We start from the raw sequence: 16,900 nt of genomic DNA, 5'->3' as shown, positions 1-16,900 counted from the left end.
TTAGTTCTCTATGGTGGAGGGGATAGTCGGTACGGCATCGGCGTCGAGCGATTTTTGATATCCCTCGTTACGTCCATGCATGGTGTTCCAATTTACTAATTCGGGGCGCTGCTCCAGCAGGGACAGGACATCCTGCATGGAAAACTGCGTGTTTTTCCGATACAGCGCGTCATAAATCATGGAGACGAGCTCGAAATCCTTCGGTTCATCCACCGTCCAGCGCAAGTGCGACAAATCCGTGGCGTTACGGTACACGCCCACCTTGTAGCGCTCGGCCTGCTGATGGATGAATGGCGTGACATGCTCGCGCTGCGATGGCAGACGCGCTTCGCGCCACGCCTCGTCCAGGCAAGAGGCACGGAAAATCTCCACATCAAGGCCATCCGGATAGGTGGCCTCGACGCTATTGCTGACGTAGTCGTAGCCGCCGGCCAGATAAAACGCGATGACCTCGTCGATCAGCGCCGCGTCGGTCAGCGGACAATCGGCCGTCAGGCGCACGATATGCTCGGGCGCAAACGTTTGCGCCGCCTGGTGAAAACGTTCCAGCACGTCGTTCAGGTCACCCCGGAAGCAAGCGATGCCATTAGCCACGCACAATGCTTCAATGGCGTCGTCCGACGCTTCGCGGCTCGTTGCCACCAATAATTGATCGATCTGACGCACCTCGCGCAAACGCTCGATCTGGCGCAGCAGCATTGGCTCGCCCAGCAAGGGCTTGAGCACCTTGCCTGGCAGGCGCGATGACGAAACTCGAGCTTGCAATATGGCCAATATCATGATTTTTCCTTTGCCTGCTGCCACAAGGCAGGATTGACGATCGCTTCGTCGCTGATCGCAAACGCGTCATAGCCTGCGCGCGCGGCGCCTGCACCCGGTTGTCCGGCCGCCGTGCATATTTCTTGCAATTGCACACTGGAATTGACGCCACATACCACGTGATCGATCTCATCCAGTCCGGTCACAAAGCCCAGCGCGGCTTGCAGCGGCGTCAAGCCTTGTCCGGCAATAAAGCGGTGATACGCGGCCAAATGCTCGCGTACACCGTCAAAATGGGCCGGCAATTCATGGGGAGCCATCAACAGCAAGCCCTGCAGGAAAGCGGAACGGGCATGTATCTCGACGCCTGCCTGTTTCAATTTGCGCAAATGCCCGCTATGCAGCAAGCGCTGGTCCAGCACGTTGATCGGCAACTGAATCAGGTCGATCGGGAAGCGCGCCAGTACGGCATCAATCTGCTGCCCGGTATATACGGACACGCCAATCTTGCTGACCAGGCCCTGCTGCTTCAGCAGCGCCATGCGCGCCATCAGCGCTTCTCCGCCGGGCAACAGCAAATCGTCGACGCGGTGGACCAGCAAGCCATAGACGCTGGGACGCCGCAACTTGCGCAGCGAGGCGTGCAGGCTGTCTTCCAGTTGCTGCGCCTCCGCCTCGCCCACTGCCGAACCGGCAAACTGCGGCGTCTTGGTCACGATATCGAAAGGCGCGGCAGGCGACATCGCGCGGCCTAGCACCGCCTCGCTGTCGCCATACAATGCCGCCGTATCTATCAATGTCAATTGCAACTGGGCCGCAGCAGCCAGAATTGCCGCCACTTCCCCTTCGCTAACCTTGCCTGCCGTATTGGCGATACCATAATCGAGGCCGAACTGAACTGCGCCCAAGCCTATTTTCATTTCAGCGCTTTCCGCAAGGCCTCGATAACGCGGTCTTGCTGCTCTTCCGTGAAGGTGGCATACATGGGCAGGCTAATGGCTTGCGAATAATAATGTTCCGCTTCCGGGAAATCGCCGCGCTTGAAGCCTTTTGCTTCATAGTAAGGCTGGATATGCACGGGAATATAGTGCAGATTGACGCCGATCGATTGCGCGCGCAGGGCGTCGAAGACGTCGCGGTGCGTTTGCGTCAGGCGCTCGGTCCGCAGGCGAATCACATACAGATGCAAGCCCGAATAACCGTCGGGATGCTGCCATGGCGTGATGACAGGAAAGTCTGCCAGCAAGGCATCATAGCGGCGCGCCATCACATGGCGATGCGCCACGAAGTCATCGAGCCGCGCCATCTGGCTCAGGCCAAGCGCGGCCTGCATGTCGGTCATGCGGTAGTTGTAGCCGAGCGTGACCTGCTGGTAATACCATGCTCCATCAGGCGCATGCGTCATCAGCTCAGGGTCGCGCGTAATGCCATGGCTGCGCAGTTGCTGCAGGCTGGTCGCCAGCTGTGCATCTTGCGTGGTAGCCATACCGCCTTCGGCACTGGTAATAATCTTCACAGGGTGAAAGCTGAAGACCGTAATGTCGCTGTAGCGGCAGTTGCCTATGGGTTCGCCACGATACTTGCCGCCGATGGCGTGCGAAGCATCTTCGATGATCTTGAAGCCGTACTCCTGGCCCAATGCATGGATAGCGAGCATATCGCAAGGCTGGCCCGTCAAATGCACGGGGATGACCACCTTCGGCAGACGCCCTGTCAGCTTCGCCTGCGCCAGCTTGTGCGCCAACGCCTCCACGCTCAGGTTGTAGGTGCGCGCATCGATATCGACAAAGTCAACATCGGCGCCGCAATATAAGGCGCAATTAGCACTGGCAACGAAGGTATTTGGACTGGTCCAGACCAGATCCCCGGAGCCGACGCCCAATGCCAGGCATGCGATATGCAAGGCACTCGTGGCGCTATTGACTGCGATCGCGTGGGATACACCGCAATATGCTGCCAGCGCTTGCTCAAACGACGGCACCGCTGGCCCCTGCGTCAGAAAGTCGGAGCGCAAGACATCGACGACAGCCTGAATATCGGCCTCGGAAATATCCTGTCGGCCATAGGGAATCATCGTCATGTTTTACGCGGTATGAGTAGGGTCAACGTGAGCCTGGATCAACTCGCGCAATTGTTCTTTGCTCAGGAAATCGGTATTGCTGCCGCTGTCATAGCAAAAACCCGGCGGCACCAATTTGGCGCCCATCTTGTCGCAATACTCTTGCGTCGAATACTTGGCGCTCATCGGCAGGATGGCGTAATACTTGCCCATATCAACGGTATTGAAACTGTCGCTGGAGGTGATCATTTCCTCATGGATCTTTTCGCCTGGGCGCACGCCGACAACAGGGAAGCTGCATTCAGGACCAATGGCTTCAGCCACATCGGTGATGCGGTAGGAAGGAATCTTCGGCACCAGCACTTCGCCGCCCCAGGCGTTCTCGAGCGACCACAGCACCATGTCCACGCCTTCTTGCAGACTGATGTTGAAGCGAGTCATGGCCGTATCGGTGATCGGCAAGACACCCGTCGCGCGGCGCTCGAGGAAGAATGGAATCACCGATCCGCGGCTGCCCATTACGTTACCGTAACGAACAACGCTGAAACGCAGATCACGATGACCAACGATATTATTGGCTGCAACGAACAGTTTGTCCGAGCACAGCTTGGTCGCGCCGTACAGATTGATCGGCGCGGCAGCCTTGTCGGTTGACAAGGCAACCACACGCTGCACTTTGGTATCCAGACAAGCCTCGATCAGGTTTTGCGCACCCAATACGTTGGTTTTGATACATTCGAACGGATTATATTCCGCTGCTGGCACTTGTTTCAACGCCGCAGCATGAATCACGATATCAATTCCTTCCAGCGCGCGGCGCAGACGGGATTCATCGCGGATATCGCCAATGAAATAACGGATACCGGCATACTTTTCATCCGAAAACTCATGCGCCATTTCAAACTGTTTCAATTCATCGCGCGAAAATACCACGAGGCGCTTGATGGTCGGATAACGTTCCAGCACGGTTTTGACAAAGGCTTTGCCGAACGAACCCGTTCCGCCGGTAATAAGGATAGACTTATCTGATAACATTTTTATATTATTAATTAAATGAGAATAACGAATTAAATAAACGCAACATGCTCAGCAGGTACCGATATCGTTAACAAATCGGCACCACATCCGTCAGGGGCGACTCGATAGCACATTACACCAACCAAGAGAAGGAGAGGGTAGATTTGCCCGAGACTCAGCCGAACATACATTTACCCTAGCCTGGTCAGAGCAAAAAATTGACGTGCCTCAAAACGGGAACCGTAACAAGCTCAAAGAAATCGAGAGCCCGAGCAACACAGTCAGCCACTTTGCACTTTGACAACCGACTAATCTATAAATCTATAAATCATCCCATATGAAAGATGACATGAATTCAAGGCGATCAGAATGCGCTGAATGATGTAGACGCAAGATATTTCTAATTGCTTTTTAAAAATACAGTCGCACCATTTTAACATTATTGTCTTGCTAAAAATACGAAATTCTCGACCAAAAAACCACATCCAGCCATGCAGCCATAGTTCCATTTCTTCGCAACAACGACAAATATAAAGCAAATCGCCTGCATGAATATGCAGCGCTACACGAGGAAAATATTTTCAATTAAGCAAGTAGCGATACAGTCCACCCCTCCGGGCATGCCACCGACGGCACGTCGCCAACTAGCAACACTGTTTCGACATTTCCAGATGCTGCCTTCCAAGCCTGCATGATATATGCACAGCCCCCTATTTTCTAACCATCTTGTGCGGTTTTACACCTTGTCACAATTACGTGCCAACATAGCCACCGCCACCACCTATAATACTGCCCTGCATGCCAGATTCTGCCGCATATGCTTTAAAGCAAGCCGATACTGAACAACTCCCACCTCCTGCGACCATGACAGGAAGCCGGGCCTTCTATACCCCATACCCGTCGAAGAGAAATACCACGCTATCAATCTTCAAGACAGTCTGCAGGTTTCACGCGAAAAAGTTACATAATAAATAACCACAGCAGGCAACAAGACAGTCACGCCACATGCGGCATTGGCGCCTGACCAACACCTGAAGAACGCCCAGCCATCGCTACGCGTACACTCATTTGAAGGGCACACCCTGAGGCAACAGCACCCTATCAAAAAAAAACGCTGGGGACAATGCCCCAGCGCCTGCGCCATCCAGAATACAGACTGATAAACGTTATTGCTTCAACAAGCCACCCAGCAACGCGGCCACCTTTTGCTTTGGCTTGGCGGCGGCAGGCGCCATGCTGGCGGCAGCCGGGGCCGCTGCCTTGGCCGGCTCATATGGCTTGAGGAACCAGGGATCGGCCTTTTCGCGGCGGGCGCCGGGACCAAAGGCGGGACGCGCACCGCGCTCGGCGGAGCGGCTGTCACGGCTCTCGCCGGCATGGCGGCTCTCCGGCGCGCGCGCAGGACGCGCCTCGCCGCCTTCGCTGCGACGTGGCGGACGGCGCTCGCTGTCGCTGCTGCGGGCGGGAGCCGGGTTGAAGCCCGTCAATTCTCCGCGCTTGATGCTTTGCTTGATGAGTTTTTCGATATCGGCCAGCAAGCGCTCGTCTTTATCCGAATAGATCGAAATAGCGTCGCCCGAGGCGCCGGCGCGGCCCGTGCGGCCGATGCGGTGCACATAGTCTTCCGCGTTGTACGGCAAGTCGAAGTTGATGACGCAAGGCAAGTCAGAAATATCCAGGCCGCGCGCCGCCACGTCGGTGGCCACCAGCACGTCGATCTCGCCCTTCTTGAACGATTCCAGCGCCGCCATGCGTTCCTGCTGGCTCTTGTCGCCGTGAATCGCCGTGGCGCTCATGCCTTCCTGTTCCAGCACGCGGGCCAGGCGCGAGGCGCCGATCTTGGTGTTCGAGAAAACGATAACCTGCTTCAGGTCGCGCTGGCGCAGCAGATGGGCGACCAGGGCATGCTTCTGATCTTCCGTCACCTTGTAGACCACTTGCGTGACCTTGTCGGCCGTCTGGTTGCTGCGCGCCACTTCGATCGTCAGCGGATCGTTGAGGAAGGTGGCGGCCAGCTTCTTGATTTCTGGCGAGAACGTGGCCGAGAACATCAGGTTCTGGCGTTGCTTCGGCAGCAAGTTGATGATGCGCTGCAAGTCCGGCAGGAAGCCCATGTCCAGCATGCGGTCGGCTTCATCCATGACCAGCATTTGCACCTGACTCAGGCTGATGTTCTTTTGCTCGATATGGTCGAGCAAGCGGCCCGGCGTGGCGATGACGATTTCCACGCCGCCGCGCAGGATGACGGTTTGCGGCTTCATGTCCATGCCGCCAAAGACGACGGTGGAGCGCAGCGGCGTGTGCTTGGCGTAGGCCTTGACGTTTTCGGCTACCTGCACCGCCAGTTCACGCGTCGGCGTCAGGATCAGCGCGCGCACCGGGTGGCGTGCCGGCGACATGCTGCTGCTGGCGTGCGCCATCAGCAACTGGATGATCGGCAAGGAAAAACCGGCCGTCTTGCCGGTACCCGTTTGCGCGGCACCCATCACATCGCGGCCTTGCAGCACCACGGGGATCGCTTGCTCCTGGATCGGTGTCGGATGGGTGTAACCCTGGTCGGTCAGTGCGCGCTGGATTTCAGGCGCGAGGCCAAAGTCGGCAAAAGTCAGGCTGGGAGCAGCGGGGGCGGCAGGTGCTGGTGCAGGCGCTGCGGCGACGGGCGCCGCTTCAGGGGCAATCGCCGGGCTGGGCGTAGGAGTCGATTCGGTTTCAGACATAAATTTTCTGGTGTGCCTCCGCACTGCGGAAGCCATGCTTTCTCAATAAACAACATTTCGGGGCACAGGCAGCTCCGTCTTGCAAGCCATGGATCATTGTTCTTGCGGCACCTCCGTGCTCCGGGACATGCTGTAGGGCGTATGCGGGAGCGTCGAAGAGATGTGCTGCGATGGCGGCGGAGATCGCGCCGGCGGAACATCGCGCGCAGAAGATACAATATCAGTGCTGTAAACGATACCCTAATTCACCGCAACTGTACACGGAAACCGTGATTTTTGAGCAAAAAGCGTTCCAGCAACGGCACGCCGGGATGCCGTATGATGCCTGCTCCTATGCCCGCTCCTATGCCCGCTTCGATGCCAGCTCCACCGTCCCCTGCCCTCACCATGCCCACCCCGCCTTTACCGCACGATCCGCAACCGCAACCGCCCAGCAAACCGGGCAATGACGAGTGCTGCCACAGCGGTTGCACTTTTTGCGTACTGGAAATGTACCAGGAAGACCTGGCCGCCTACGAAGAGGCCCTGAGGGCGTGGCAGCAGCGCCAGCAAGCCGCTGCCGCACCCGCCACCCAGGGTGTCAAGAAACCGCGCAAGCGCGCCTGATCAGAAGCTTTCCCACTCATCCACTGGCGCCGCGTGACGCGCCGTGCTGGCCAGTTGACGTGGCGCAGCTGCCGGCGTCACGGCTGCCGGCGCCTTGACGGTGGCGGGGGCGCGCGGCCGGGATACGGCGGCGCTCGCCACATCGAGCTTGAAGATGCTGACCACTTCGCTCAGGCTGGCTGCCTGCTCCTGCATCGATTCGGCCGCCGCGGCCGCCTCTTCCACCAGGGCCGCATTTTGCTGCGTCACCTGGTCCATCTGGGCGATGGCCTGGTTAACTTGCTCGATACCGGCGCTCTGCTCGCTGCTGGCGGCCGTGATCTCGCTCATGATGTCCGTCACGCGGGTGATGCTGGCAACGATGTCATCCATCGTGCGGCCCGCCTGATCCACCAGTTTCGAACCCGCCTCGACTTTCTCGACCGAGTCGCCGATCAGTACCTTGATATCCTTGGCCGCCGCGGCCGAGCGTTGCGCCAGGTTGCGCACTTCCGTGGCCACGACGGCAAAGCCGCGTCCCTGTTCGCCTGCACGCGCCGCCTCGACGGCCGCATTCAGGGCCAGGATATTGGTCTGGAAGGCAATGCCGTCGATGACGGCGATGATGTCGACGATCTTGCGCGACGAGGCATTGATCGACGCCATCGTGCCCACCACTTCGCCGACCACCTTGCCGCCCTCGATGGCGATGCTCGACGAGGTCAGCGCCATGGTGTTGGCCTGGCGCGCATTGTCCGCATTCTGCTTCACGGTCGACGTCAGCTCCTCCATTGACGAGGCCGTTTCTTCCAGCGAACTGGCCTGCTCTTCCGTGCGCGACGACAAATCCTGGTTGCCGGCGGCAATCTGGCTCGACGCCGTGGCAATGGTATCGGTGCCGCTGCGCACCTGCCCCACCAGCGTCTGCAGGCTGGCGTTCATGTCTTTCAGGGCCTGCATCAATTGCCCCGTTTCGTCTTGCGATTGCACAACGATATGCGCCGTCAAATCGCCAGCCGCCACCTGGCGCGCCACGCCGACGGCCGCGATCAGCGGACGCGCCACGCGGCGCGCCACCCACAGCGCCAGCAGCATGCCGATGACGACGATGCCCACCACCAGGCCGATCAGGCTGGCGCGCGAGGCCGCATACGTTGCGTCGGCGCTGGCGCTCGAACGCACGCCGCCATCCGTGTTAATCGACACCAGTTTATCGAGGAGCACCATCATGTCCGCCATGACCTTGGCCGACGGCCCCACAGCCAGCGCGCGCGCCTCTTCCTTTTTCATCTCGCGCGACAGGCTCAGCATGGTTGCATGCAAGCGCATGAATTCATCGTTGAGCGCCAGGAAGCGTTCGAACGCTTCCTGCTCGCCCGGCTCGGAAATCAGGCTGCGGTACTTGTCGCCGTCCACCTTCAGCTTGGCCTGGGTTTCCGTCATGCGCGTTTCGTTCTGCGCCATGTCGGCATCCTGTGCGGCCAGCATGTGCGCCAGTTCCCAGCGGCGGAAATCGCTGACATCACTGCGCATATTCATGGCCGCCAGCACGCTGGGCATCCAGTTCTCGGACAGGTCGGTCGATGCGGTATTGATGCGCGCCATGGAAAAGATCGCCGACACGCCCAGCGCGGCCGTCAACAGCAGCACGGCGCCAAACGACAAGATCAGCTTGGTGGCAATTTTCAAATCAAAAAACCATTTCATGCGTTGCGTTCCTTCATTAAACGGGTAAACGGGACAAGACAGCCGCGCGCCGGCAAATGCACGGCGCGGGCAGTGAAGCGACCAAGGAAGGCATCGCAGGTTGCAGCGGAAGTGAGCAGTGATGGAGAGCAAGAGTAGCGGCTCATCCCGACACACAAATCAAATTTCCGCAATGCAACATTTTATCACCGTCGTACGGCAGCGCAGAGTGGTTTGATCAAGGCATGCAGCCAAAGTTCACGGGGAGCTGGCAGGGGAGCCTGTTTTTTGCCGTTTGTTTCCAGAGAGAAAAAAATGCAGATCAGGCGTAGGAGTTGGATGACACGAGGCAATGTTCCTAGCCTACATAAGCGCGTCGGCTCATCCGATGCACGTCCGCTGCCCCTGGTTCTATAGTGGATACAAGATTCAGCACAACGCTAGCAAGCCATAAAAGCAGCGCCATCCAACAAAATCAGAAGACGAGGCCCTACCATGTACAAAGCTTATAGCAACCTGACACCAGCCACGAATACCCACGCCGCCGCCCAGCACAACTGGCAAGCCGCTCCCGCCACACCGATGATCAGCATCACGGGCGCACAACAGAACGAATTGCTGCGCGCCTTGTCGCGCGCCGATCTGGAGCGCCTGTTCTGCCAACTGGAACTGGTCGCCTTGCCTGCCGGCAAGCACCTGTTCGATTGTGGCGGCAAGATTGAATACACGTACTTCCCCACCAACGCCATCGTTTCCCTGCTGTATGTGATGGAAGACGGCGCCACCACCGAGATCGCCGTCATCGGCCGCGAAGGTGTGGCCGGCGTGGTGCTGTACGAAGCCGAACGCGCCACCTGCACGGCCATCGTGCAAACGGCCGGCTACGGCTATCGCCTGAAAACAGCCTTCCTGCGCGAAGTGTTCAATGAAGGCGGCGCACTGGCACAATTGCTGATGCGCTACACCAGCGCCATGTTTGCGCAAATGGCACAGAACGTGGTGGGCGGCCGTCATTGCAGCATCGAACAAAAACTGTGCCGCTGGCTGCTGGACCGCCTCGACCGTTCGCTGTCGAACGAGCTGAAGGTGACGCAAGACACCATGGCCAACATGCTGGGCGTGCGCCGCGAAAGCGTCACCGTCACGGCCCGCAAGCTGCAGGACGAAGGCTTGATCCAGTACCGCCGCGGCACCGTCGAAGTGCTCGACCGCGAAGGCCTGGAAGCGGCCGCCGGCAATTGCTACAAGGCAGCCCGCGCCGGTTTCGAACAGTTCCGCAGCGGCATCAGCGCACACAACTAATACTCAGCGCCAAGTCATCCGCGCAAGCACGCTTCGGCGTGCTTTTTTCATTCCAGGGTATTGAGTCCCCGTCGAGCACACTTGACCGCCCGTCACTTCGACGCGCAGGGCGCCACATGAACAGCCAATGTCCGCGCCCCATTCTTCATTGCCTTTCCTCGTTTGCACCGTTGCGTATCCTGCCAACAGGCACGCACCCGGTACAATATTGCAATAAACCACAAGCCGGCACGCCCCGCAGCGCGTCGCGCCGGCACTATGAAAGAATGAATGGAAGACATCAATTGCGAAGGCTTGCCGCACATCCGCGTACTGGCAGGCGAAAACACCAGCGGCCCCGTGTATGAAACCCTGCCGGCGCGCCAGATTGACGAGCACGTCTACGAACTGCTGGCTTCGCCCGGCCTGACGCTGAACCTGGCGCGCGGCGACATCGTCAGCATCGCCGACCCGCTGGCTCCCGCCGAAGTCTTAAAGCGCGGCGGCAACTTCTGCATCCAGATCTATGCCGACGATGTGCCGCAAGCAGCAGTGGACCAGCTCGAACGCGACGTGCAAGATCAGCTGGGCGGCACCATGGATGGCCAGTACAAGGGCAACCTCACCTTCAGCGTGCCGGGTCACCACGGCATCTACAGCGTGAATGGCCCTTTCGACGCCTTCCGCGAAGCGACGGGCGTGGAATGGTACTTCGCCAACATCTACGTCAACCTCGATGACGACGATGACGAAACCTTGCTCAACTGGTGGGTGGATATGTAAAGTTCCTCGTGCGCCAGGCAAGACCATGACACGCGTCAATGCGTCGTATTGCCCTGGCGCACATCAAGATACCTGTCCCCCATCTTGCGTACGCTCTCTCTACCGTCAGCCACAGAGAGAAACGCCATGCCCTACATCGCGAATGCCGACTATGCAAAGCAAAAAGAAATCGTAGGAAATGGCGAGTGCGTCACCCTGGTCAGGCACCTTACCGGCGCCACTGACTCTTCGCGTTGATCGCTCCGAACTCTTTCGAATGAAGCCGCTCGCACTGCTGGCATTTTCCATCGCGGGCATGGCGATGCAGTACGCTGCCGCAGCCCCCGTTGTCTCCGTTTCTTGCCCACAAGCGGCCCCCTCCACCTGGAACCTGCCAGCCGCCAGGCTCGACAGCGTACGCGTGCTGTCCTATCCGGCGGATCGGCCGCCGGTGGACGGCGAGGCCTTGCCCATCCTGGCCCCGATCAGGGAGTGGACAAGTGCCGGTACCTTGTATCAACGCTGGGATATCAATTTCGATGCCCCCCGCTATCTGTTTCAGGTGGATTGCCTGTATACCGCTACCGAGCGCTACCTGCGCATGGATTTGCCAAGAGTCAAACAGTGCGTCGCAACCGTTAAACAGCGAACGAAAATAGTCAGGTTTAAGTGCAAATAGGCAACGCGGCTGGCATTCAGCCGTACCGCTTATCGCCATCGCATGCACGCATCCCGTTAAACGGGCTGCAAACCTTCCTCACCACCCGCCAGCGCCCCCTGTGGCGAGAAATAAGCGAATTTGCCCGTGGCAGGCTGGTACAGCAAGGGCCCCTCGTCAGAAATGGCTAGCAAGCAAGGCCAGCATGCGGCAAGCGCGGCCGGTGTCAGCGCATAGGCGCGCGTCCGGCTGGCCATGAAAAAGACGGGCGCCGCCCCGGCAGCGGGAAAGTACGAAGAGAGAAACTTTGCCACGCAGCCATCCTGCGCCAGGTGTTCGCTTGAAACGGCATCGAACTCGGCCAGCCAATCCGGCCCCGACACTGTAGTCTGCAAGCGATGTCCGGCGCGCAGTTGCATGGGATGCGTCTCGTCGGAATGGGCCGACACATGGCGCGTCCACAGTTGCGCCGCCGCATCGGACGTCAGCGCTTGCACCTGCGCCAGCGTCTGTGCCGTGACGGCGAAGTCGGCATCGAAGAAGGGCCAGTCCGGCTCAGGCTGCAGCGGCCGGCCAGCGGCGCCGTCCAAACTCTCTACGATTGACATATCTCAAGGTAGCGGCCCAGCACCTTGTCCATGCCCAGCTCAAGACATTCAACCACCAGCGCATGGCCGATCGACACTTCCAGGATGTCGGGTATGTCCAGGAAGCGCGCCAGGTTGTGCAAATCGAGGTCATGCCCTGCATTCACGCCCAGCCCCAGCGCCTGCGCCCGCCGCGCCGCCTGCAGATACGTATCAAACACGGCATCGGCCTGCGCGCCGCCATAACTCTCGGCAAACCGTTCCGTGTACAGCTCGACCCGCGCCGCCCCCACCTCGCGCGCCCATTCCAGCGCCGGGTAATCGGCATCGACAAACAGGCTGACACGAATGCCCAGGTCATTTAATTGCGCAATGGCGGGACGCAACAGCGTTGCGTGCTGTTCAATATCCCAGCCGTGATCGGACGTCAATTGCCCCGGCATGTCGGGCACCAGGGTGCATTGCGCCGGGCGCGCGCTTTTTACGACTTGCAGAAATTCTGCCGCCGGGTAGCCCTCCACATTCAGCTCGCGTCCCCGCTCCGCGCACAGGCGCTGCAACGGGGCAACATCATCGTAGCGCGCATGGCGCTGATCCGGACGCGGGTGCAAGGTGATGCCGGCGGCGCCCAGGTCGAGAAAGCGCGCGGAAAACGCGAGCAGATCGGGGAAGTTGCGGCCGCGCGAATTGCGCAGCAGGGCGATTTTATTGACGTTGACGGAGAGCTGGGTCATGAAAGGGAATGGAGTGAGGGTAACTGGTGTGTCAGCAATTGTAGCGGATCGCCCACGCAAGGCACGGCCAACCGAACTCAACGCTACGTGCTACGATGCAAGACAAGTTCCTTTCAATACATACCATGACCTACCAGCTCTTCCTGTTTGACCTCGACGATACCCTGCTCGACTTCCGGGCCTCCGAAAAACGCTCGTTCCTGCACACCATGCACGAACTGGGCTTGCGCGACAGCATCGACGCGCTGTTCACCCAATATCAGGCGATCAACGTCGACCTGTGGAGACGTTTCGAAACGGGTGACGTCACCAAGGATTTCCTGAAGGTGGAACGCTTCCGCAAGACGTTTGCGCTGAACGGCATCGCCATCGACCCGGAACTGGCCAGCCGTCTGTATCTGGACTCGCTGCCGGACACGGTCGTGCTCATCGATGGCGCCAGAAAAGTGTGCGAAACGCTGTCGCGCATCGGCGAAGTGGGCATCATCACCAACGGCGTCGAGTCCATCCAGAACCGCCGCATCGCCGCCTCCGGCCTGAGCGACTACATCTCCTTCGTCGCCACTTCCGAAGCGTGCGGTCACGCCAAGCCGGACGTGCGCTTCTTCGAATACGCCGCCAACATGGCGCGCGCATTCAGCAAGGATACAACCATCATCATCGGCGACCGCCTGGACGCCGACATCCTCGGCGCCAACCGCTACGGCATAGCCAGCTGCTGGTTCAACCCGGACAGCATGACCAATACCTCGGCGGCCATCCCCACCTGTGAAGTGGCCAGCTTGCATGACATCGTGCCAGCGCTGGATGTGATACCGGTCAACTTGAAACAGGCTTGATCGCCAACAAGCGCACCACCTGAAATACGCTGGCAGCGGCACGAAACATGCCGCTGTTCGCGTACCATCAGGATTCGTCCATTCTGGTGCCAATCCATGCCGTCCTACACCGTCCTGCTCACCATCGCGGCCTTGATCCTGTTCTTTGCCATGCTGGCCACGCGCCAGGCGGCCAAGTCGCGCAAGCCGCTGAGGCTGCACAGAAAACCTGTGATGACGGCGCGCGAGCAGCGGATGTACCACCTGCTGCAGACGGCATTGCCGGAATGCACGGTGCTGGCGCAAGTGGCGTTTTCCGCGCTGGTGACGGCGAAAGGATGGGCCAACAGAAACCGTTTCGACCGCAAGGTGGCCGATTTTGTTCTGTGCAGCAAGCAACTGAATGTCCTCGCCGTCATCGAGCTCGACGACAGCAGCCACGCCGGCCGCGAACGCCAGGACAGGGAACGCGACGCCATGCTCAGGCTGGCCGGCTACGTAACCTTGCGCTATGCCAACTTCCCCACGCAGCAGACGCTGCGCACCGATGTCGAGCAGCTGCTGCTGAAAAAAGCCGGCGTCGTATCGGCCTGATGACACCATCCAGACATCAATCGCGCGTCAGCACTTCCAGCAATTCGATCTCGAAGATCAAATTCGAATGCGGCGGAATCAACCCCACCTGCCGCTCGCCATACGCCAACGCCGCCGGCACCCACAGCTTGCGCGTGCCGCCGACCTGCATGCCCTGCAAACCCAGAATCCAGCCCTGGATGACCTTGTTATTGCTCAACACACTGCGGAAAGGCTCACCACGTTTATGCGATGAGTCAAACTCCGCCCCATCTTCCAGCCAACCCCGGTAATGCGCCGTGATCAGCGCGCCACGCACCGCCGCCTTGCCATCACCGACCACGATATCGTCAATCTTCACTTCAGCCGTCATCTCATTCCATCCCTCATCAATCGCCAAGCCGCGATTGTACGACAGCATGAAAAATCTGCAGCTATGTGTGAATTTAAATGGAATCTCTACGCAATAAATTTTTAAATTTATATTTACATATTTTTATAATTACAAACTTAAATAACTACGCAAAAAAATATAAACCATTCAACCCATCAAACAACTCACAAAGCTTGAAAAGCAACAATTGTAAAGTTATCATCTGGCACCCTACCAATAACTTTCTCAACAACTAAATTAACAAATTCATCAACCGTCTTAGAGAAAATTGACGCATCACGAATTTCTGCCTTTGAAACCTTATTGTAGATTCCATCAGAAATCAACAATACTCTATCATTGGATTTTAACTTAAAATGAAAATCTTGAATAAATGGAATTGAACTCATTCCCATCGCACTTTCCAAAACATGCTTCCTCGGATAATTCTTATATTCATCTTTTCTTAACTTCCCTTCCCTCAATAATCGATGAGCCTCTGTGTGATCATCCGTTAACTGAAGTATTCCTTGATCCCGCAATACCAAAGCACGCGAATCACCTGTATGTACCCCGACAAGAACTCCATCGTCCGAAATTAATATCCCTGTCAATGTCGTATAAACCCTTGCAGGCAAGCCTTTAAATTTAACATATTCAATTAAATCTAAATTTATTTCCCGCACCACATCACCTAAAGAGATTTCGAAATTAGGAGCCACCAATTCAAAAAATTTATTCGAAACAAAAGCGGACGCGACTTCACCAGCCGACTCGCCGCCAACACCATCAGCAACGACTCCAACTACCCCTCCAGAAGAAAGAATCTTAGCAACATAAGAATCTTCGTTCTTGGCATACGGGCCTGAATTGGAGTATTTTGAAATTTCAAATATCATTTTTTTCGTTACAAAAGTGCATCCCGCAACATTTGATGTAGATTATGTCTTGTTACTGAAATGGAATTTTCCATATGCGCTATTGCATACAGTACCCTCTCCTTATCAGCCCTAAACTCAACAGCTAAACGCCTAGCTAAATCATTATGCAATTGAGAGCCAACGTACGAGAAAAACATTCTTTCAACGTACCATCTATTATGCGACGTACCCATCAGTAAAAGTGCCAGCAAACACTCAGATTGAACTTCGATATCAGGCAGCTTCAAAAACTCTTGAAGACGAAATGCCAAACCATCACATTCAGCAAAAATGAAACTATTTTTTCTTATCCAATCGGCATAAGAAATTGCAATCCTTCTACTTATTGGAAGTGAAAACAATAAAATCTCATCAATTCTATTTTGACTTAATGACTTAAAAATAGCATATACATCTTGAGTACCTTGATTATCTTCAATATAATCTGCCAGATGTAATGCATCACCTGAAGTAAGCGGAGTCGAAGAGTTCAACAAAGTAAGTATCCCTGCAGCCCCGCCTAGAGCAGCTGGCAAGTTTACACCAACCCCAACACCTAAAATTGCCTCTCGAACTTCACTTACAGACTTAAATCGACGCAATGGGTCTTTTCGCGTACAACTCAAAAGAATGGCCGAATAAGGACCAGGCTCACGAATTTCACTACAAGGAACCCTAGATTCCGTACCAACAAAATCGTGAAGGATACAGCCTAGTGAATATATATCAGAGGCGTGAGAAGCCAAACTGAAATCTTGAGTAATTTCTGGGGCAGTGTAAAAATCTGAAGACATACGCATTCCCACGGTGGTCAACTGGGAAACCTGGGTTTGCTTCAGTGCTATTAAACCAAAATCGCTAATTGCATAAAATCCGCTACCATCTTGAGGGAGGCCAAAACGTAGTACATTTGCCGGCTTAAGATCTCTATGATATATTTTCATAGAGTGCAATTCCTCAAGTCCTGCAATAATGTCACTAATTGCGCCTAAATAATTTCCCCCTAAGTATCTATCCACTTGTATATCACGATCAAGTGATGAGGATGCCAGCGGCATAATAAAATTCGGTGGATCGACATCTAAATATTTTTCCAAAATTGGAACTATATTTTTATGCATTACTCCACTTTGGAGCCTGGCTTCACGTTCAAATCTTTTCTTCAATTGCTGAAGAAAATCTGGAGTAGGAGTGAAGTTTTGATTTATTTGAAATGTTTTTCTTGCAAACATCGCACCGGAAGCATCGCGAACCTGATGTACAAGTCCAAAGCCTCCACGTCCAAGCTCAGAAATAATAGTAAAATTTGCCAATGTCAACTCCGATAGGGGATCATTAATGCTTATTTTTATATCGTTTTATTGTATCTGA

17 protein-coding genes are annotated in these 16,900 nt (G+C 56.3%); 6 read left to right on the top strand and 11 right to left on the bottom strand.

Going from position 1 to position 16,900, the window contains the following annotated elements; translation table 11 throughout:
- From ACPJXG_RS04505 to ACPJXG_RS04485, 5 genes are all read right to left on the bottom strand, one after another.
- A complete protein-coding gene (locus ACPJXG_RS04505) occupies positions 1-780 on the bottom strand; it encodes a cytidylyltransferase domain-containing protein (protein WP_217916669.1) in 780 nt (259 codons plus the stop codon).
- A complete protein-coding gene (locus tag ACPJXG_RS04500) occupies positions 777-1,679 on the bottom strand; it encodes an aldo/keto reductase (RefSeq protein ID WP_425253534.1) in 903 nt (300 codons plus the stop codon). Before ACPJXG_RS04500 ends, ACPJXG_RS04505 begins: the two co-directional genes overlap by 4 nt.
- On the bottom strand, positions 1,676-2,833 hold the full coding sequence (gene pseC / locus ACPJXG_RS04495) for a UDP-4-amino-4,6-dideoxy-N-acetyl-beta-L-altrosamine transaminase (RefSeq protein ID WP_425254715.1): 1,158 nt from the start codon (positions 2,831-2,833) through the stop codon (positions 1,676-1,678). Before pseC ends, ACPJXG_RS04500 begins: the two co-directional genes overlap by 4 nt.
- 9 nt (positions 2,834-2,842) lie before the next feature.
- On the bottom strand, positions 2,843-3,853 hold the full coding sequence (gene pseB / locus ACPJXG_RS04490) for a UDP-N-acetylglucosamine 4,6-dehydratase (inverting) (protein ID WP_176387519.1): 1,011 nt from the start codon (positions 3,851-3,853) through the stop codon (positions 2,843-2,845).
- A 1,148-nt stretch (positions 3,854-5,001) separates the two neighbouring features.
- Positions 5,002-6,552 carry a DEAD/DEAH box helicase gene (locus ACPJXG_RS04485; RefSeq protein ID WP_402719368.1) on the bottom strand — a complete coding sequence of 517 codons (1,551 nt, stop codon included), beginning with the start codon at positions 6,550-6,552 and terminating at the stop codon, positions 5,002-5,004.
- Positions 6,553-6,939: 387 nt separating this feature from the next.
- Between ACPJXG_RS04485 and ACPJXG_RS04480 the strand changes: the two genes are divergently transcribed.
- A complete protein-coding gene (locus ACPJXG_RS04480) occupies positions 6,940-7,158 on the top strand; it encodes an oxidoreductase-like domain-containing protein (protein WP_425253533.1) in 219 nt (72 codons plus the stop codon).
- On the opposite strand, the gene ACPJXG_RS04475 is transcribed toward ACPJXG_RS04480, so the two are convergent.
- On the bottom strand, positions 7,159-8,844 hold the full coding sequence (locus ACPJXG_RS04475; protein WP_425253532.1) for a methyl-accepting chemotaxis protein: 1,686 nt from the start codon (positions 8,842-8,844) through the stop codon (positions 7,159-7,161).
- Positions 8,845-9,405: 561 nt separating this feature from the next.
- Here ACPJXG_RS04475 and ACPJXG_RS04470 point away from each other — a divergent pair.
- The 3 genes from ACPJXG_RS04470 (at position 9,406) to ACPJXG_RS04460 (ending at position 11,545) form a co-directional block, all read left to right on the top strand.
- The gene (locus ACPJXG_RS04470) at positions 9,406-10,125 is read left to right on the top strand and encodes a Crp/Fnr family transcriptional regulator (protein WP_035828139.1); all 720 of its coding nucleotides are present in this window, start codon (positions 9,406-9,408) and stop codon (positions 10,123-10,125) included.
- A gap of 270 nt (positions 10,126-10,395) precedes the next feature.
- Complete coding sequence (locus ACPJXG_RS04465) at positions 10,396-10,887, top strand: DUF4265 domain-containing protein (RefSeq protein ID WP_425253531.1); 492 nt, start codon at positions 10,396-10,398, stop codon at positions 10,885-10,887.
- A 256-nt stretch (positions 10,888-11,143) separates the two neighbouring features.
- Positions 11,144-11,545, top strand: coding sequence for a hypothetical protein (locus tag ACPJXG_RS04460; RefSeq protein WP_425253530.1), 402 nt, complete (start codon positions 11,144-11,146; stop codon positions 11,543-11,545).
- 56 nt (positions 11,546-11,601) lie between these two features.
- Here ACPJXG_RS04460 and ACPJXG_RS04455 read toward each other — a convergent pair whose 3' ends face one another.
- Complete coding sequence (locus ACPJXG_RS04455; RefSeq protein ID WP_425253529.1) at positions 11,602-12,114, bottom strand: DUF2947 family protein; 513 nt, start codon at positions 12,112-12,114, stop codon at positions 11,602-11,604.
- Between the two features lie 5 nt (positions 12,115-12,119).
- Positions 12,120-12,845 (bottom strand): pyridoxine 5'-phosphate synthase, encoded by a 726-nt coding sequence (locus ACPJXG_RS04450; RefSeq protein ID WP_425253528.1) that lies wholly within the window; start codon positions 12,843-12,845, stop codon positions 12,120-12,122.
- Positions 12,846-12,970: 125 nt separating this feature from the next.
- Between ACPJXG_RS04450 and ACPJXG_RS04445 the strand changes: the two genes are divergently transcribed.
- Together ACPJXG_RS04445 and ACPJXG_RS04440 are read left to right on the top strand one after the other, a co-directional pair.
- Positions 12,971-13,684 carry a YjjG family noncanonical pyrimidine nucleotidase gene (locus ACPJXG_RS04445; RefSeq protein ID WP_425253527.1) on the top strand — a complete coding sequence of 238 codons (714 nt, stop codon included), beginning with the start codon at positions 12,971-12,973 and terminating at the stop codon, positions 13,682-13,684.
- 96 nt (positions 13,685-13,780) lie between these two features.
- Positions 13,781-14,257 carry a DUF2726 domain-containing protein gene (locus tag ACPJXG_RS04440; protein ID WP_425253526.1) on the top strand — a complete coding sequence of 159 codons (477 nt, stop codon included), beginning with the start codon at positions 13,781-13,783 and terminating at the stop codon, positions 14,255-14,257.
- Between the two features lie 16 nt (positions 14,258-14,273).
- On the opposite strand, the gene ACPJXG_RS04435 is transcribed toward ACPJXG_RS04440, so the two are convergent.
- The 3 genes from ACPJXG_RS04435 to ACPJXG_RS04425 form a co-directional block, all read right to left on the bottom strand.
- A complete protein-coding gene (locus ACPJXG_RS04435) occupies positions 14,274-14,609 on the bottom strand; it encodes an FKBP-type peptidyl-prolyl cis-trans isomerase (RefSeq protein WP_425254714.1) in 336 nt (111 codons plus the stop codon).
- A gap of 185 nt (positions 14,610-14,794) precedes the next feature.
- On the bottom strand, positions 14,795-15,508 hold the full coding sequence (locus ACPJXG_RS04430) for a PP2C family protein-serine/threonine phosphatase (protein WP_425253525.1): 714 nt from the start codon (positions 15,506-15,508) through the stop codon (positions 14,795-14,797).
- An 8-nt stretch (positions 15,509-15,516) separates the two neighbouring features.
- Positions 15,517-16,842 carry a protein kinase domain-containing protein gene (locus ACPJXG_RS04425; RefSeq protein WP_425253524.1) on the bottom strand — a complete coding sequence of 442 codons (1,326 nt, stop codon included), beginning with the start codon at positions 16,840-16,842 and terminating at the stop codon, positions 15,517-15,519.
- Positions 16,843-16,900: the final 58 nt, after the last annotated feature.

Source organism: Janthinobacterium sp. NFX145, assembly GCF_049810325.1.
GTDB classification, from domain to species: Bacteria; Pseudomonadota; Gammaproteobacteria; order Burkholderiales; family Burkholderiaceae_D; genus Janthinobacterium; species Janthinobacterium rivuli.
This window is presented reverse-complemented; position numbering and strand designations above follow the sequence as displayed.

Bases quoted from the DNA above. Each gene is read 5' to 3' on its own strand.
- ACPJXG_RS04505 (WP_217916669.1), bottom strand. From the start codon at position 780: ATGATATTGGCCATATTGCAAGCTCGAGTTTCGTCATCGCGCCTGCCA.
- ACPJXG_RS04500 (WP_425253534.1), bottom strand. From the start codon at position 1,679: ATGAAAATAGGCTTGGGCGCAGTTCAGTTCGGCCTCGATTATGGTATC.
- pseC (WP_425254715.1), bottom strand. From the start codon at position 2,833: ATGATTCCCTATGGCCGACAGGATATTTCCGAGGCCGATATTCAGGCT.
- pseB (WP_176387519.1), bottom strand. From the start codon at position 3,853: ATGTTATCAGATAAGTCTATCCTTATTACCGGCGGAACGGGTTCGTTC.
- ACPJXG_RS04485 (WP_402719368.1), bottom strand. From the start codon at position 6,552: ATGTCTGAAACCGAATCGACTCCTACGCCCAGCCCGGCGATTGCCCCT.
- ACPJXG_RS04480 (WP_425253533.1), top strand. From the start codon at position 6,940: ATGCCCACCCCGCCTTTACCGCACGATCCGCAACCGCAACCGCCCAGC.
- ACPJXG_RS04475 (WP_425253532.1), bottom strand. From the start codon at position 8,844: ATGAAATGGTTTTTTGATTTGAAAATTGCCACCAAGCTGATCTTGTCG.
- ACPJXG_RS04470 (WP_035828139.1), top strand. From the start codon at position 9,406: ATGATCAGCATCACGGGCGCACAACAGAACGAATTGCTGCGCGCCTTG.
- ACPJXG_RS04465 (WP_425253531.1), top strand. From the start codon at position 10,396: ATGGAAGACATCAATTGCGAAGGCTTGCCGCACATCCGCGTACTGGCA.
- ACPJXG_RS04460 (WP_425253530.1), top strand. From the start codon at position 11,144: ATGAAGCCGCTCGCACTGCTGGCATTTTCCATCGCGGGCATGGCGATG.
- ACPJXG_RS04450 (WP_425253528.1), bottom strand. From the start codon at position 12,845: ATGACCCAGCTCTCCGTCAACGTCAATAAAATCGCCCTGCTGCGCAAT.
- ACPJXG_RS04445 (WP_425253527.1), top strand. From the start codon at position 12,971: ATGACCTACCAGCTCTTCCTGTTTGACCTCGACGATACCCTGCTCGAC.
- ACPJXG_RS04440 (WP_425253526.1), top strand. From the start codon at position 13,781: ATGCCGTCCTACACCGTCCTGCTCACCATCGCGGCCTTGATCCTGTTC.
- ACPJXG_RS04435 (WP_425254714.1), bottom strand. From the start codon at position 14,609: ATGACGGCTGAAGTGAAGATTGACGATATCGTGGTCGGTGATGGCAAG.
- ACPJXG_RS04430 (WP_425253525.1), bottom strand. From the start codon at position 15,508: ATGATATTTGAAATTTCAAAATACTCCAATTCAGGCCCGTATGCCAAG.